The 15,422-nt window shown below is 74.9% G+C and carries 10 protein-coding genes; 7 read left to right on the top strand and 3 right to left on the bottom strand.

Translation table 11 applies throughout. From position 1 onward, the window contains the following. Positions 1 to 26: 26 nt before the first annotated feature. Both HCK04_RS03250 and HCK04_RS03245 read right to left on the bottom strand, forming a co-directional pair. Entirely contained in the window at positions 27 to 3,005 is a 2,979-nt protein-coding gene (locus HCK04_RS03250) for a helix-turn-helix transcriptional regulator (protein ID WP_168065606.1), read from the bottom strand. 417 nt (positions 3,006 to 3,422) lie between these two features. Then, on the bottom strand, positions 3,423 to 3,965 hold the full coding sequence (locus HCK04_RS03245) for a DinB family protein (RefSeq protein ID WP_260617060.1): 543 nt from the start codon (positions 3,963 to 3,965) through the stop codon (positions 3,423 to 3,425). Between the two features lie 224 nt (positions 3,966 to 4,189). Here HCK04_RS03245 and HCK04_RS03240 point away from each other — a divergent pair, with 224 nt between their 5' ends. The 7 genes from HCK04_RS03240 to HCK04_RS03210 all read left to right on the top strand — a co-directional run bounded on the left by HCK04_RS03240 (position 4,190) and on the right by HCK04_RS03210 (position 13,782). Continuing rightward, complete coding sequence (locus tag HCK04_RS03240; protein WP_240970955.1) at positions 4,190 to 5,230, top strand: SWIM zinc finger family protein; 1,041 nt, start codon at positions 4,190 to 4,192, stop codon at positions 5,228 to 5,230. Next, positions 5,227 to 6,612: a DUF5691 domain-containing protein gene (locus HCK04_RS03235; protein ID WP_142645371.1), complete on the top strand. Its 1,386-nt coding sequence runs from the start codon at positions 5,227 to 5,229 to the stop codon at positions 6,610 to 6,612. The genes HCK04_RS03240 and HCK04_RS03235 overlap by 4 nt, the downstream gene beginning before the upstream one ends. Continuing rightward, the gene (locus tag HCK04_RS03230) at positions 6,609 to 7,676 is read left to right on the top strand and encodes an AAA family ATPase (RefSeq protein WP_142645370.1); all 1,068 of its coding nucleotides are present in this window, start codon (positions 6,609 to 6,611) and stop codon (positions 7,674 to 7,676) included. The genes HCK04_RS03235 and HCK04_RS03230 overlap by 4 nt, the downstream gene beginning before the upstream one ends. Next, positions 7,666 to 10,161 (top strand): DUF5682 family protein, encoded by a 2,496-nt coding sequence (locus HCK04_RS03225; protein ID WP_221889854.1) that lies wholly within the window; start codon positions 7,666 to 7,668, stop codon positions 10,159 to 10,161. Before HCK04_RS03230 ends, HCK04_RS03225 begins: the two co-directional genes overlap by 11 nt. Continuing rightward, entirely contained in the window at positions 10,161 to 11,294 is a 1,134-nt protein-coding gene (locus HCK04_RS03220) for a VWA domain-containing protein (protein ID WP_142645369.1), read from the top strand. The genes HCK04_RS03225 and HCK04_RS03220 overlap by 1 nt, the downstream gene beginning before the upstream one ends. A gap of 29 nt (positions 11,295 to 11,323) precedes the next feature. Continuing rightward, positions 11,324 to 12,679: an MFS transporter gene (locus tag HCK04_RS03215; RefSeq protein ID WP_240970903.1), complete on the top strand. Its 1,356-nt coding sequence runs from the start codon at positions 11,324 to 11,326 to the stop codon at positions 12,677 to 12,679. Between the two features lie 107 nt (positions 12,680 to 12,786). Continuing rightward, complete coding sequence (locus HCK04_RS03210) at positions 12,787 to 13,782, top strand: enolase C-terminal domain-like protein (RefSeq protein ID WP_142645367.1); 996 nt, start codon at positions 12,787 to 12,789, stop codon at positions 13,780 to 13,782. A gap of 43 nt (positions 13,783 to 13,825) precedes the next feature. Here HCK04_RS03210 and HCK04_RS03205 read toward each other — a convergent pair whose 3' ends face one another. Further along, complete coding sequence (locus HCK04_RS03205; RefSeq protein WP_142645366.1) at positions 13,826 to 15,352, bottom strand: LCP family protein; 1,527 nt, start codon at positions 15,350 to 15,352, stop codon at positions 13,826 to 13,828. Between the last annotated feature and the right edge of the window lie 70 nt (positions 15,353 to 15,422).

Below are 15,422 nucleotides of genomic sequence, written 5' to 3'. Positions count from 1 at the left end.
GAATTGTTGCTGGTGCCACGCCTTGATTACACAGTATTTCCGTCCGGGGCACCCGGCGACAGGCCCTCCTGGAGGGCGACCGCGGCGGCCTGGGTGCGGCTGGTCACGCCGAGCTTGGCCAGGATGTTCGAGACGTGCACGCTCACCGTCTTCTGCGAGATGAACAGCCGATCGCCGATCTCCCGGTTGGCCAGGCCGGCCGCGACGTGGGCCAGCACCTCCCGCTCACGCGTGGTGAGCGCGGCCAGCCGCCCCGGCTCGCGTGCCGCTCCCGGCGGCTCACCGGCGGCGGTCTCCTGCGCCTCGCCGTCGTGGGCGGACGTGGAGACCGCCGAGGCGTCCGCTGGGGTGACCGTGGGGGTCGCCGTTGGGGTGGCCGCCGTCGGGTCGGGGAATCCGGCCCGTGCCCCGACCGCCCTCAGCGTTTCGAGGAAGGGCCGGGCTCCGAGCGCGGCGGCGACGTGCACCGCGCGCTCCCACTCGACGCGGGCCGCCGCGCGGTCACCCGCCCGCAGCAGGCTCTCGGCCAGCCGCCACCGCGACCGCGCCTCCTCGTAGACGAAGCCGAAGCCGAAGGCTTCGGTGGCACGCCGCCAGACCTCCGGATCCTCCGTGCCGTTGGCGCGGTGCCACTCGGCCTCCGCCCGTGCCAGCCAGGCCACTCCCTCCGGCCCCAGCCGGCCTCGCGGGCCGTTCGGCCCGTTCTCCGCCGCCCACCGTGCCCGGCGCAGCAGGTCGTCGCAGGGCTCGCCGGTCCGGCCGAGGTCGGCCAGCGCCCACAGGCCGGTGGCCGCGATGCGGATCAGGCTGGGATCGAACGGTTCGAGCACCGCGACGATCGCGTTGACGTGGTCGAGCGCGGTGTGCGGGTCGCCGCGCCACAGCGCGTGCTCGGCCGCCATGCCGCGGCCCATGTAGCTGATCAGGTCGTCCGACCAGAAGCGGGACAGCCACCGCAGTCTCTCTTCGGCGCCCGGGCGCCCCCGGCCCACCTCGACGAAGAGGGCGAACGACGACAACTGGGCCTCGGCCCTGGTGCCGACCCGGACGCCGAACCCTCCCGCCAGCCGCTCCGCCGCGTCCCAGTCGCCGTCCGCGTAGTGCACCAGGTAGTTCAGGAAGCGCAGGTCCGTGCCGAACGTGCTCCAGTTGAGCCCGGTCTCCTCGGCCAGCCGTACGCCGTCCTCGGTGATGCGGGCGGCCACAGCGAGGGCGCCGTTCTCGTAATGGATGCGGGCGAGGTTGAAACGCGCCCGCAGGTCGATGGACAGGTCGCCGGAGGGGCGGCGGGTGGCGCGCGTGAGGAGATCGACGGCCTGCTCGACGCTGGTCCCGAACTCCTCCTCGATCAGGGCGAGCGAGACGAGCGCGCTGGCCTCCGCGTCGCGGGCGCCGGTGGCCTCCGCGACCTCCAGCGCCCTGGCCGCCGTCGCCGCCGCCTCCTTGTCGTGGTACTGCCGGAAGAGCGCGCGGGCGTAGGTGGCCAGAGCCCTGGCCAGCAGCGGACTGTGCGGCGCGGCGTCCACCGCCTCCCGGGCGGCCGCGACCGCCTCGGCCTCGTCGCCGCCCGCGTCCGCCAGGTAATAGGACAGGCGTTCGCCGGTCTCCGCGATCAGGGCCGGGTCGTCGGTCTCATGGCGCAGCCGCCGCACCTGTTCCGCCGCCCGGTGGTAGTCGCCCGCCGCGGCCGCCGCGGCGGCGCCGGCCAGCGCGATCCTCGGCCGGCTCGCCCCGGCCAGCCGTTCGGCCTCCGGCACCTGGTCCCAGACCTCCAGCGCCCGCCCGTAGTGCCGGTGCGCCTCCGCGGGCGCGCCGAGCCCGGCGGCCATCCGCCCGGCCTCCACCGACGCCCGCAGCGCGCCCGGCAGGTCGTGCCCGGCGAGGTGGTGATGGGCCAGCTCGGCGGGGGCGCCGCCGCGTTCGGCGAGCAGCGCGGCGAACGCGGTGTGCAGGCGGGTCCGCTCGCCCGGCAGCAGGTCGTCGTAGACGGCCTCCTGAAGGAGCGCGTGCCGGAAGGTGTAGCCGTCGCTGCCCGCCGTGAGCAGCCGCTGCGAGACGATCTCGCGCAGCGCGTCCTCCAGCGGCAGGTCGCCGAGCCCGGTCGCGTCGCGCAGCAGGTCGTGACCGACCCGGCGGCCGGCCACCGCGGCGACCCGCAGCACCTGGCGGGCGGTGTCGGACAGGGTCTCCACCCGGGCGAGCAGCAGGTCTGCGAGCGTTCCGGGCAGCCGCGCCCGTTCCGCGCCGGCCGCCAGGAGCTCCTCGGCGAAGAACGGGTTGCCGCCGGCGCGCTCGATCACGGTCGTCAGGCCGCGCTCCGCCACCGGCCCCGCGGGGCCCTCACCGTACCGGTCGAGGACGGCGAGATACTCCGCCATGTCGTCGTCGCCGAGCGGCGGCAGCTCGACGGAGGTGACCAGCGGCAGCCGCCGCAGCTCGGCCAGGACCGGGCGCAGCGGGTGGCGGCGGTGGAGGTCGTCCGTACGGTAGGTGCCGACGAGGCACACCCGCTCGCGCTGCAGCATGCGGGTGAGGAAGACCAGCAGGTCGCGGGTCGAGCGGTCGGCCCAGTGCAGGTCCTCGAACACGAACAGCACCGGCTGCCGCCCGGCCACCTCCGACAGCATGTCGAGCACCGACCCGAACAGGCGCTGCTGGGCGAGCCCCCCGGTCGTCGCCTCCGTGGGGCCCGCCTCGTCGCCGGGCAGCAGCCGCCGCAGCGCGGGACGGGCCGTGACGGCCGAACCGACCGGTCCGTCGGCGTCGGCGGCTCCGCGCAGGGCGTCGGCGAGCGGCAGATAGGGCAGGGCGTCGCCGAGCTCGGCGCACTGGCCGGTGAGCGTCACGAAGCCCCGCCGCTGCGCGAGGTCGCACAGCTCGGTCACGATCCGCGTCTTGCCGATCCCCGCGTCGCCGCCCACGAGGGCGACCCCCGCGAGCCCGGCCGCCGCGGAGTCGAGCACGCCCAGGAGCCGATCGAGCTCGGCAGAACGCCCGATCAGCACTCTTTGCGGCGTACGCGCAACCACGCAGGCGAGTATGACACGCGGCCCCGACAAAACCGTGCCCCCGACGTCGGCGCCCACCCGTTCCGGTGGCCGGCCGTGCCGAGGTGCTCGCCCAGCAGCGGCACCGGCCCGGGCCCGCCGTCCGGACCCCCACAGAGGAGAGCCGCGGCCCCGACGTCTACGAGAAGGCGTATGACGCCCCCCACCCCGAGCTGTTCTTCAAGTCGCTCGGCCGGCGGGTGCGCGGGCACGGGCAGGCGATCGCCGTACGGCCCGACTCGTCCTGGGACGTCCCGGAGCCGGAGCCGGCCGTGGTCGTCCGCGCCAACGGCGAGATCGCCGGTCACCACGATCTGCGACGACGTGAGCTCCCGGTCCGTCGAGGGCGAGAACCCGCTGTGCCTCCCGCAGCCCTCAATATCCGGTGGCGCCGTCGATCCGCTCGCGGAGCAGGTCGGCGTGCCCGTTGTGGCGGCCGTAGATGCCGATCATGTCCACCAGGATGCGGCGCAGCGAGATCGGCTGCCCGGTGGCGCGGTGGACGCCGGTCTCGTCCAGCGAGTGGGCGGCGACGATCTCACGGGAGCGCGCGCACTCCGCCCGCCACACGGCGAACGCCTCCTCGACGTCTCCGTCCAGATCCTCGAAGTCCTGGTCGGGGTCGTCGTCGGAGTAGTAGAGGAGCGGGACGTCCTCACCGGCGAACTGGATGCGGAACCACCACCGCTCCACGCCCGCGACGTGCCGGAGGATGCCGTGGAGGCTGAGCCCGGACGGCGGCACTCCCTTGTCCGACAGCCGATCGCCGGGGACCCCCGCGCATTTCATCGCGAACGTCTCGCGTTGCCATTCGAGAAAGGCCGTGAGGATCTCCCGCTCGTCGCCGACGAGGGGCGGGGTGGACCGGCGATCGCCGTCCCACTTCTTCGAATAGTTCACCTCGGGTATGTCGTTCACGGGCCCGACTCTGCCAGACGGCTCCGACACTTTCGCCCGGGCGCGGGCCCGTCCGCTCACATGGGGGAGGAAGCGCCAGGCTCTCCGGCACGCCGGGAGCCTTCCGCCCATCCGCTTTCGCGTGGGTGAGAAGGGACGTGCTCCGCCCCGCCGCCGGGCCCGGACCGGCCCCGTTTCGCGGGCGCGGCTAATTGTCGGAGCCCGGGGCTACTGTGCGGCGGGTGATGACACGGTGGGGCCAGGCCGCGACCCGGGACACGGGTGACGCGGGGGTGGACGGCGCCCGTGCCGGCACCGATGCCGAGACCGATGCCGGCGCTGGGGCCGGGGCCGGGGCCGGTGGCCGGGTGGCGGCCGGGCGCAGCCAGGCCGAGCAGCGGGAGAGCAGGGTCGCCGCGGGCCTGTCGGAGCTGGAGCGGTGGCTGGCCGACCAGATCGGGCAGGGGATCGCGCAGGCCCGTCAGACGGGGCCGGCCGACTGGGAGGATCTCGCGAGACGCCTGGTCGACGCGCAGGCGCCGGGTGTGGCGGGGACCGTCACCCGGCTCTCGCGGGTGCTCGGCGCCGAAGACTGGCCGGGCCTGCTGCTCGGGGAGTACGCGCTGCTTCACCTGCTCGCGGTCGCCCATCGCCGTGCCGCCGCGCTGCCCGGGCCGTTGCGGCAGACCGTGCGGGCGCGGGTGGGATTCCCCGTCACGAGGGAGTCGGTCCTGGCCACCCCGGCGGTTCGGGACCACTGGGATGTCGTCGGCTGCCGCGACGAGGAGCAGGACCGGCTGGTCGCCCGTCGCGTGTGGCTGGCCGGACGCACGACGGGCCGTCTGGCGATGGTGCTGTCGTTCGCGCCGGCCGGGCAGCCGCTCGACACGTTTCCGCCGCCCGGCACGACGATCGACGCCGACCTGGCCTTCTATCCGGGGGCCTCGCCCCTGCGCGCCCTGGTGGCCGGGCGGCGGGGCCATGTCGACGCCGGGCCGCCCCCGGGCACAAAGGTCTCCCAGGTGCCCGCGCTGATCGCCGAGGTGCTCGCCGCCGATCCCTGGACCGACTCCTGGCCGCTGGTGCTCGACGGGGCCGTGCCGTGCCCGGACGGCCTCGCGGACGACGAGGGGAACGCACTTCCGCTGCATCCGTCCGCGGGCGTCCCGTGGCGCCTGCTGGCCGTCTCCGGCGGGCGGCCGGTGACGGTCGCCGCCGAGTGGACGCCGCGTGGGCTGCTCCCGCTGACGGTGTGGAACGAGGACGGCGGGGCGGTGCGGTTATGACGCGTGCCGTTTCCGGGCGATGGGAGGCCGGACGGGTCTCGTGGGAGGAGCTGGTCTCCACCGCGCTGGTGGGCGCCGGCCGCCGCGCCGTCCCGCCGGAGAGCCTGTTGGAGCGGGCCGCCGAGCAGGTGGTGCGGATGCGCGCGGGACGGCGGCCGGGCAGGGGCAGTCCGCCGGTTCCCGCGCCGGCGGAGACGATGCCTCTCGTACCCGGCGCCGCCGCGGACCGGCTGGCCCGCATGCTCGCGGGGGAGCAGAGCAGGCTGCTGACCGAGTGGCTGGAGACGGCGGCGGCGCGGCGGGTGCGGGTCCCGGCCGAGATGATTCCCGGGCTGCTCGACCTCGGGGCCCGCGACCGGTCGATCCGCGCCTGCCTGGGGGCGGTCACCGGAGCCCGGGGCCGCTGGCTCGCCGGTCTCAACCCGGCATGGGCCTATCTGCTGGCGGAGCCGGCGCACGTGCCGCCCGACGAGGTGTGGGAGCTCGGCACCAGCGGCGACAGGCGTGCCTTCCTGGCCGCCTTGCGGCGCCGTGACCCGGCCGCCGCGCGGGAGCTGCTCGAACGCGGCTGGAGCGCCGAGACGCCGGAAGACCGGGCTGTTTTCGTGACGATCCTCGCCGACGGCCTCGGCATGGCCGACGAACCGTTCCTGGAGGCGGTGCTCGACGACCGGCGCCGCGAGGTGCGGCAGGCCGCCGCCGACCTCCTCACCCGCCTGCCGCGGTCGCGGCTGGCCCTGCGCATGACCGCACGCGCGCGCCGTCTCGTGACCGGGGACGGCTCGCGGCTGCGGGCCGAGCCGCCGCCGGAGTGCGACGGCGAGATGGAGCGCGACGGCGTCAGGGCGCGGCCGCCCGCCGGGATGGAGACGCGGGGCTGGTGGCTCCAGCAGGTGGTGGCGCACACGCCGCTGTCGTTCTGGCCGGATCATCTCGGCATGCCGCCGGACGAGATCGCGGCGGCCCGGATCGGCGACTGGCAGCGTGAGGTCCGCATGGGCTGGACCAGGGCCGCCATCCTGCAGCGGGACGCGACGTGGGCGCGTGCCCTGTTCGAGGCCGAGCCGCTGACCGACCTGCTGGCCGTGCTCCCGCCGGAGGAGCGGTCGCGCCGGGCGGCCGAGCTCGTGGCGGGCCATCCCGTGGACGGCCAGATGGTCATGATGCTGGGCGGCGTGCCGCGGCCGTGGGGGCACCGGCTGGCGAGGGCCGTGCTCAAGAAGATCGTCGAGACCACGCGGACGCAACCGTGGAACGCCGGTGAGCTGATCCGGCTGGCGGGGGAGCGGTTCGACCCCGCGATGCACGAGCACGCCGGGGAGGTCCCCGAGCTGGCCGCGACCCTGCGCTTCCGTTCCGAGATGCTGAAGGAGCTTGAGTGACCGGCATTCTGCGCCCGCACGCGGAGGACCAGTTCGCCGACGAGCTGGCGATCCTCGCGAAGACCGACGACCGGCCGCGCCCACCGGGCTGGCGGCTGTCGCCCTGGGCGGTGACGACCTACGTGCTGGGGGACGGCGGCCAGATCACGCCGAAGTACATCGGCCCGCGCAGGATCGTCGAGGTCGCGGTGGCGACGCTCGCCACCGACAGGGCACTGCTGCTGCTCGGCGTGCCCGGCACGGCCAAGACTTGGTTGTCCGAGCATCTCGCCGCGGCGATCAGCGGCGACTCGACCCTGCTCGTGCAGGGCACGGCCGGCACGGCGGAGGAGGCCGTGCGTTACGGGTGGAACTACGCGCGGCTGCTGTCGGAGGGCCCGTCCCGAGGGGCGCTGACGCCGAGCCCGGTCATGCGGGCCATGGCGGAGGGACGGCTGGCCAGGATCGAGGAGCTGACCCGCATGCCGTCCGACGTCCAGGACGCCCTGATCACCGTGCTGTCCGAGAAGACGCTGCCGATCCCCGAGCTGGGGGAGGAGGTGCAGGCGGCCAAGGGCTTCAACGTCATCGCCACCGCCAACGACCGCGACCGCGGGGTCAACGAGCTGTCGAGCGCGCTGCGCAGGCGGTTCAACACCGTCGTGCTGCCGGTGCCCGCCAGCACGGAGGAGGAGGTCGGCATCGTGGCCCGGCGGGTGGCGCAGCTCGGCCGCGCCCTGGAGCTGCCGGAGACCGTGACCGGTTTGGAGGAGATCCGCCGCGTTGTGACGGTCTTCCGGGAGCTGCGCGCGGGCGTGACCTCCGACGGGCGGACCAAGATCAAGTCGCCAAGCGGCACGCTCAGCACGGCTGAGGCCATCTCGGTCGTCACCAACGGGATCGTGCTCGCCGCCCACTTCGGGGACGGCGTGCTGCGCCCGGCCGACGTCGCGGGCGGCATCGTGGGGGCGGTGGTCCAGGACCCGGTGTCCGACCGCGTGGTCTGGCAGGAATACCTGGAGACGGTCGTCCGCGACCGCGACGACTGGCGTGACTTCTACCGGGCCTGCCGCGATGCCGGCTGAGATCGCCGCCGGCGCCTTCCCCGGCCCGGACGGCGACCGGCGTGGCGGCCGGGGCGGTTCCCGGAGTGGCGACGACCACGACGACCGGGGCCACTCGGGTGGCGGGAGCAGGCCGGAGGATCCGGCGCAGGAGGTGCCGGTGCCGGGGGTGCCGGTGCCGGGGGTGTCGGTGTTGGGGGTGCGGCACCACGGGCCGGGATCGGCCAGGGCCGTGCGCGACGAGCTGAACCGGATCCGGCCCGATCTGGTGCTCGTCGAAGGCCCGCCCGAGGCCGACGCCCTGGTGGCGCTCGCCGCCGATCCCGGCATGCGCCCGCCCGTCGCGCTGCTGGCGTACGTGCCGGGAGAGCCGTCGCGGGCCGCCTTCTGGCCGTTCGCGGAGTTCTCCCCGGAGTGGCAGGCGATCGCCTACGCCGTCAGGGCGGGCGTCGAGGTGCGGTTCTGCGACCTGCCCGCCGCGCACAGCCTCGCGCTCGACGCCGACCCCGTACGCCGCGATCCCATCGGCGAGCTCGCCCGCGCGGCGGGATACGACGACCCGGAGCGGTGGTGGGAGGACCTGGTCGAGCACCGGGGCGAGGCCGGGACGCTCGACGTGGTCGCCGAGGCGATGCGGGCCGCGCGTGAGGGGCACGTCGCGGAGGGCGTCGAGGCCCGGCGCGAGGCGTACATGCGCAGGACGCTGCGGAAGGCGACGCGCGAGGGCTTCACCCGGATCGCGGTGGTCTGCGGAGCCTGGCACCTGCCCGCACTGACCCTGCCCGCACTGACCCTGCCCACGCCGACCCTGCCCACGCCGACCCTGCCCACGCCGACTCCGCCTGCACCGACCCTGCCCACGCCGACTCCGCCTGCACCGGCCTCGCCTGCACCGGGAGTGCCCGGGGGACATGCCCGGGAGACCGGCCGGACCGCGGGGCCGGGCCCGGGCACGCCGGACGGGCCCGGCGGGCTGCCCTCCGCGGCTGAGGACGAGCGGCTGCTGCGCGGCCTGCCGAAGGTCAGGGTCGAGGTGACCTGGGTGCCGTGGACCCACGGACGGCTCGCCGCCGGCGCGGGCTACGGCGCGGGGGTCGGCGCGCCCGGGTGGTACGAGCACCTGTTCACGGCGCCCGACCACCCCGTGGAGCGCTGGCTGGCCCGCGCCGCCGCGATCCTGCGGGAGGAGGGCCTGCCCGTCTCCTCCGCGCACGTCATCGAGGCCGTACGGCTGGCCGAGGGCCTGGCGGCGCTGCGCGGCAGGCCGCTCGCCGGTCTGTCGGAGGTCACCGACGCGGTCAGGGCGGTGCTGTGCGGCGGCGACGAGCTGCCGGTCGAGCTGGTCCGGCGGCGGATGGTCGTCGGGGAGCGGCTCGGGCGGGTGCCGGACGCCACGCCGATGGTGCCGCTGCGGCGTGACCTGCGCGACGAGCAGCGGCGGCTGCGCATGAAGCCCGAGGTCATGGCCGGGGAGCACGACCTCGACCTGCGCAGGCCGCTCGACCTCGGCCGCAGCCGGCTGCTGCACCGGCTCGCCCTGCTGGGCGTGCCCTGGGGGACGCCGCGGCGGGCCCGGAGCAAGGGGACGTTCAAGGAGTCGTGGTCGCTGGAGTGGCGTCCGGAGCTCGACGTGGCCCTCATCGAGGCGGCCGTGTGGGGGATCACGGTCGAGGCGGCGGCGACCGCCCGCGTCCGCGACCTCGCGAACGGCGCGGGCCTGCCCGAGCTGGCCGCGCTGGTCGAGCGCTGCCTGCTCGCCCACCTGCCGGACGCGCTGACGTACGTCCTGGGGCGGATAGAGGACCGGGCGGCGCTCGACGGCGAGGTGCGCCACCTCATGGGGGCGCTGCCCGCGCTCGTGCGGGCCCGCCGCTATGGCGACGTGCGCGGCACCGAGGGCCTCGCGGCTGTCACCGAGTCGATGCTCGCGCGGATCTGCGCCGGGCTGTCGCCCGCCCTCACGGGGCTGGACGAGGACGCGGCCCGGGAGATGGCGGCGCTGATGGACGGCGTCCACACGGCCGCCGGGTTGATGGGCGGCGGCCGGTGGCTCGCGACGCTGGCGGGGATCGCCCGGCGCGACGACCTGCCGGGGCTGCTCGACGGCCGGATCGTGCGGATCCTGTTCGACGCCGAGGCGCTGGAGGACGACGTGGCCGCCCGCATGGCGCGGGCGATGTCGTCCGGCGACCTCCCGGCCCGGTCGGCGGCCTGGATGGAGGGCTTCCTGTCCGGGGGCGGCCTGCTGCTCGTCCACGACCCGCGCCTGCTGGCCGTCGTGGACGCCTGGCTCACCGGCCTGTCACCCGAGGCGTTCGTGGACGTGCTGCCGTTGCTGCGGCGCACGTTCGGGGCGTTTCCCGCGCCGGAGCGGCGGATGATCGGCCGCAGGGTCCGCTCCGGCGCGGCGTCCGGTGGCGAGGAGGAGGCCGGGTACGACGACGGGCCGGCCGCGGCGGCCGTACGGACCGTGCGCGAGATCCTGGGACACGCGGGGAGGGCCTGATGGACGGCGAGGAGGAGCGGCTGCGCCGCTGGCGGCTGGTGCTGGGCGGCGCGGCGGAGGGGACGCTCGAAGGCGTGGACGCCCGGATGGACGCCGCCCTCACGGCCCTTTACGACGCGCAGGAGCAACGCGGCGCCGGCCTCGGCGCGTCCGCGCCCCGGGTGGCCCGCTGGCTGGGGGACATCAGGGAGTGCTTCCCCGCGGGTGTCGTGCAGGTCATGCAGAAGGACGCCATCGAGCGGCTCGACCTGACCCGGCTCCTGCTGGAGCCCGAGATGCTGGAGGCCGTCGAGCCCGACGTGCACCTGGTGGGCACGCTGCTGTCGCTGAGCCGGCTGATGCCGGAGCGGGCACGCGAGTCGGCAAGGGCCGTCGTCCGCACGGTCGTGCGGGAGCTGGAGGCCCGGCTGACGCGGCGCACCCTGACGGCCGTCAGCGGCGCGCTCGACCGCTCGGCGAGGACCCACCGGCCCAGGAGGACGGCCGAGGTCGACTGGAACCGTACGATCCGGGCGAACCTGCGCAACTACCTCCCCGAGCGGAGGACCGTCGTGCCGTCCCGGCTGGTCGGGTACGCCCGGGGGCGGCGGGCCGTCCAGCGGGAGGTCGTGCTGGCCGTCGACCAGAGCGGCTCGATGGCCGCATCGGTGGTGTACGCGGGGGTCTTCGCCGCGGTGCTCGCGTCGATGCGCTCGCTCAAGACCTCGTTCGTGGCCTTCGACACGGCCGTGGCCGACCTGACCGATCGGCTGCACGACCCCGTCGAGGTGCTGTTCGGCACCCAGCTCGGCGGCGGCACCGACATCAACCGCGCGGTGGCCTACTGCGAGCGGCTCGTCACCCGGCCGGCCGGCACGATCTTCCTGCTGATCAGCGACCTGTACGAGGGCGGGCCGCGTGAGGAGATGCTGCGCCGGATCGCCGCCATGACCGCCGCCGGGGTCCAGGTGATCGTGCTGCTCGCGCTGTCGGACGAGGGCACGCCGCAGTACGACCACGACAACGCGGCGGCGCTGGCCGCGATGGGCGTGCCGGTCTTCGCCTGCTCGCCGGACGCCTTTCCCGGCCTCATGGCGGCCGCCATAGAGCGCCGGTCGTACGACCAAGGTCGCATTCCCGCGCCCGGACGGTGATATGTAATGTCCGTATCATGTCTTCGGTAATGACCGCTCCAGCCACCGTCTTCAGCCGGCGCTACCGTGCCCTGAGCGTCGGGATCGTGGCCCTCGTCATGCTCGTGGCGTTCGAATATCTGGCGGTGGCCACCGCGATGCCGCTCATCGGCCGGGAGCTGAACGGCTACCACCTCTACGGCCTGGCGTTCAGCGGCGGCATGGCGGCGAACGTCATCGCCACGGTGGTGGGGGGACGCTGGAGCGACGCCCGGGGGCCGTACCCCGCCCTGTGGACGGGAGTGGCGGGGTTCCTCGCCGGGCTCGCGGTGTCCGGGTTCGCGCCCGCCATGGAGGTCTTCCTCGTGGGCCGGTTCCTCCAGGGGCTCGGCGGTGGTCTGTTCAACGTGGCGTTGTACGTCCTGGTCGCCCAGGCGTACCCCTCGGCCATGCACCCGCGGGTGTTCTCCGTGCTGGCCGCGGCGTGGGTGCTGCCGTCCGTGGTCGGCCCGGCCGTCACCGGCTTCGTGGCGGAGACCTGGAGCTGGCGCCTGATCTTCCTGGGCGTGGCGGTGCTGTCGCTCCCCGCCGCGCTGATCATGTATCGGGGACTGCCCGCCGGGGAGGGGCAGCCCAGGGAGGCGATGGGCCGGGCCTTCCTGCCCCGGTTCGCCTGGGGCGTCTGCGCCGCGATCGGCGCGGCGCTGCTGCAGTACGGCAGCGGCGCGGCGGGCGCGGGGATCGTCCTCGCGGTCGCCGGGCTGGCGATCCTCGCGCTGACGCTGCCGAAGCTGCTGCCGAAGGGGACGCTGCGCGCCGCCCGCGGACTGCCCACCGTGATCGCGCTGCGCGGCCTGGCCGCCGGAGCGTTCTTCGCCGCCGAGGTGTTCGTCCCGCTGATGCTGGTGCAGGAGCGGCACCTGAACACGGCCGAGGCCGGGCTCGCGCTCACCGGCGGGGCACTCGCCTGGTCGCTCGGCTCGTGGATCCAGGGCCGCAGGCCCCACGCGCGGGCGATGACCATCCGCCTCGGCGCGACCCTGATCGCCGCCGGCATCTGCGTCACCGCTTTGATCGTGATCCCCGCCACGCCGGCCCTCGTGGTCTTCGGGGGCTGGATCGTGGCGGGCCTGGGCATCGGGATGATCTTCCCGACGTTGTCGGTGCTGGTGCTGGAGCTGTCCGCGCCGGGGGAGGAGGGCCGCAACAGCTCGTCGCTGAGCATCGGAGAGTCGGTCTTCTCCGTCGTCGCCGTCGCGGTCACCGGGGCCGTTTTCGCCGCGTACGGGGGCCGTCCGTGGGTGTACGTGACCTGCCTCGGCCTGCTGGTCGTCATGGCGGGCACGGCCACTCTCGTGGGCGGCCGTTTCGAGCACCGCCGCGAACCGGGCACCATGGAGGTCTAGGGAATCCCGGATATCCCGCCGTAGAGCAGGCCGGCCGGACGTAGCGCCACCGAGGCGCCGCCGGGGCGGCCTTCGGCGGGTCCGGGGGGAGAAGCGAGGGGATCCGAGTGCCGCGTGTCCGGGAGCTGGAGGTCTTCAGGATGACCCTGCCGTACGGCAGGCGTCCGGAGACCGTCCTGGTGAAGATCACGGACTACGGCGGCATGGTCGGGTGGGGCGAGGCCGTCGATCCCGCCGAGGCCGGCCCGCTCGAGCGGGCCCTGCCCGCGCTCATCGGCATCGACTGGGAGCACCCGTCGGAGCTGGGGGAGATCCCCGGCGGCGCGGCCGGAGACATGGCCTGCTGGGACCTGTGGGGCCGCATGAACGGCGTCCCGCTCTCCCACGCCCTCGGCGGCAGCCGCACGTCGCTGATCGCGACCGTCAGGCTGTCGGCGGACCGCTCCCTGGAGAGCATGGTCGCCCGGGTGAACCGGCACGTGTGCGCGGGCTACGGGCACGTGACCCTCGACGTCCACCCCGGCTGGGACGTCGAGCCGCTGCGCGCCGTGCGCGCCGCCTATCCCGGCCTGGCCATCGCGGTGGACGGGCGCGGCGCCTACACGGAGATCGCGCAGCTGGAGGCGCTGGACGCCTACGGGGTGGTGGCCATCGAGCGCCCCTTCAAGGACCTGCTGACCAGCGCCGACCTGCAAGACCGGGTGTCGGCCCAGGTCGCCGTCGAGGTGGCCTCGGTGGCCGAGCTCGACGAGGCGGTGAGCCTCAACGCGGGCCGGGCGCTGCTGCTGCGTCCCGCGAAGTTCGGCTCGCTCGGCGCCGTACGGCTCGCGCACGACCGTGCGGTGGAGGCCGGGTGGGACATCGTCTGCGCCGGCGGCCTCGGGGCGGGGCTGGCCCGGGCCGCGACGGTCGCCGTCGCCAGCCTGCCCGGCTGCTCGCTGCCCAGCGACGTCGCAGAGCCGCCGAAGAGCGCGCAGGTGGTGCTCCCGCCCGTCGGCGCGTCCGGCGGGGTCGTCGCGGTGCCGCTCACCCAGCCGGGTCTCGGGCACACGGTGGACGAGGACCGGGTGCGCCGCATGGCCCGCGCGTCGTTCCGCGTCTGACCCGCGCTCCTGTCTGAGGCGGGCGCGGCCGGAAGAGCCCGGCTCAGCTCGTCATCGCCGCGCTCGGCGCCCCGCAGCCGTCGTCGATCGGGCTCGGCGTTCCCTCGGGCGAGAGCACGGGCGTGGGGGAGGGCGGCGGCGAGTGCCGGTGCCGATGCCGGTGCCGTCCCTGAGCGGACGGGGCGCCGGACGGTGGGGCGGACGGACCGGCCTGGGCGTGCTCGGAGGCGTGGATCGCCTTGGCGGTGAGCAGCCGGATCCGGTCCCAGTCGGGATAGGCGGTGTTGATCAGCGGCGGCACGAACTGCAGGCTGGTGATCGCGGCGTGCTTGACCTTCCAGGCCAGCGGCACCAGGTGTTCCAGCATGGGCCGGGGCACGTCGGTGCTGAGCAGCCTGCGGGTGGCCGCCGCGATCTCGGTGAACCGCGTCAGCACGGTGGCCGGGTCGGCCTGGGAGAGCAGGGCCCCGAGGACGCACCGCTGCCGGTGCATCCGGTCGAAGTCGTCACTGAGGGTGCGGGAGCGCGCGTACCACAACGCCTCGGTGCCGTTCAGCCGCCGGGTGCCCGCCCTGACGACGCCCTCGTCGTGCAGGCCGTAGACGATGTCGCGGTCCACCGACACCACGAGCCCGCCGAGGGCGTCGATCATCTTCGCGAAGCCCCAGATGTTGACCAGGGCGTACCAGTCGATCCGCAGGCCGAGGATGTGGCCGACCGTCTCCTTGAGGACCTCGGCGCCCATGTTCCGCCGCCCGCCGAACAGCTCGGGATGGTCGTCGGCGTACTGCCACACCGAGAACAGCAGGTCCTCTCGCCAGCCGGGGTGATACTCCGGGAGCTGGAAGCCGAAGGGGAAGCGGGCGGCCATGGCGCTGCCCGGGGGGAACCGGACGTGTTCCAGGTTGCGCGGCAGGCCAAGCAGCACGGTGTTGCCGGTGTGCACGTCCACGCTCGCGACGTTGATGCTGTCGGTGCGCATCCCGATCCGGTTGTCGCCCCAGTCGCCCCCGAGCAGGAGCACGTTGACCCGGTCGCGGCCCGCCCACGGGTCCTCCCGGCGCACGACACCGGCGGCCTGGCCGGTCCCGGCCGGCGCGGCGAACAGCGAGTCGAGGGTCTCCTCGGATACGCGCGCATATCGGGCGGCGATCGCGAACGGCACCGCGACGGTGACCGCGAGCACGCCCGCGACCAGGCCGGTGAGGACCTGCCCCCTGCGGGGCAGCCGGCCGGGCCGCAGGACGACGTACGAACGGATGACCAGCCAGAACCAGGCGACGGCACAGGCCCCGAACACCAGCGAGATCTGGCCCAGCCAGCCGAGCGCGCGTCCGGCGAGGCCGGCGTCCGCGCCGAGGGCCACGCACACGACGGCGACGACCACGGTCAGGTAGCCGCCGAGCAGGAGCAGCCCGGTGCGCCACCGGCCCGCGCGCAGGTGCGCCGCCCCGGGCAGCACCGCCGACAGCGCCACCCAGCCGATGAGGGCGGTGGCCGCGGACGCCGGGCGGCCGCGACGCGTCGACGGCCGGGCGCCGTTCCGGGGTGCGAGATCAGGGGTGACCACGCGTCAATTGAAGCGACACGGGCCCCGGAAAACCCGTCGGCGGCACGAGCGGGAACAGTCCATACCGGCA

The sequence above is a fragment of the Microbispora sp. CL1-1 genome (assembly GCF_012034195.1).
Taxonomy (GTDB): Bacteria; Actinomycetota; Actinomycetes; order Streptosporangiales; family Streptosporangiaceae; genus Microbispora.
Note: the sequence above shows the minus strand (reverse complement) of the source record. Positions and strands in the feature narration are given on the sequence as shown.

Bases quoted from the DNA above. Each gene is read 5' to 3' on its own strand.
- HCK04_RS03225 (WP_221889854.1), top strand. From the start codon at position 7,666: ATGCCGGCTGAGATCGCCGCCGGCGCCTTCCCCGGCCCGGACGGCGAC.
- HCK04_RS03235 (WP_142645371.1), top strand. From the start codon at position 5,227: ATGACGCGTGCCGTTTCCGGGCGATGGGAGGCCGGACGGGTCTCGTGG.
- HCK04_RS03240 (WP_240970955.1), top strand. From the start codon at position 4,190: ATGACACGGTGGGGCCAGGCCGCGACCCGGGACACGGGTGACGCGGGG.
- HCK04_RS03215 (WP_240970903.1), top strand. From the start codon at position 11,324: ATGACCGCTCCAGCCACCGTCTTCAGCCGGCGCTACCGTGCCCTGAGC.
- HCK04_RS03220 (WP_142645369.1), top strand. From the start codon at position 10,161: ATGGACGGCGAGGAGGAGCGGCTGCGCCGCTGGCGGCTGGTGCTGGGC.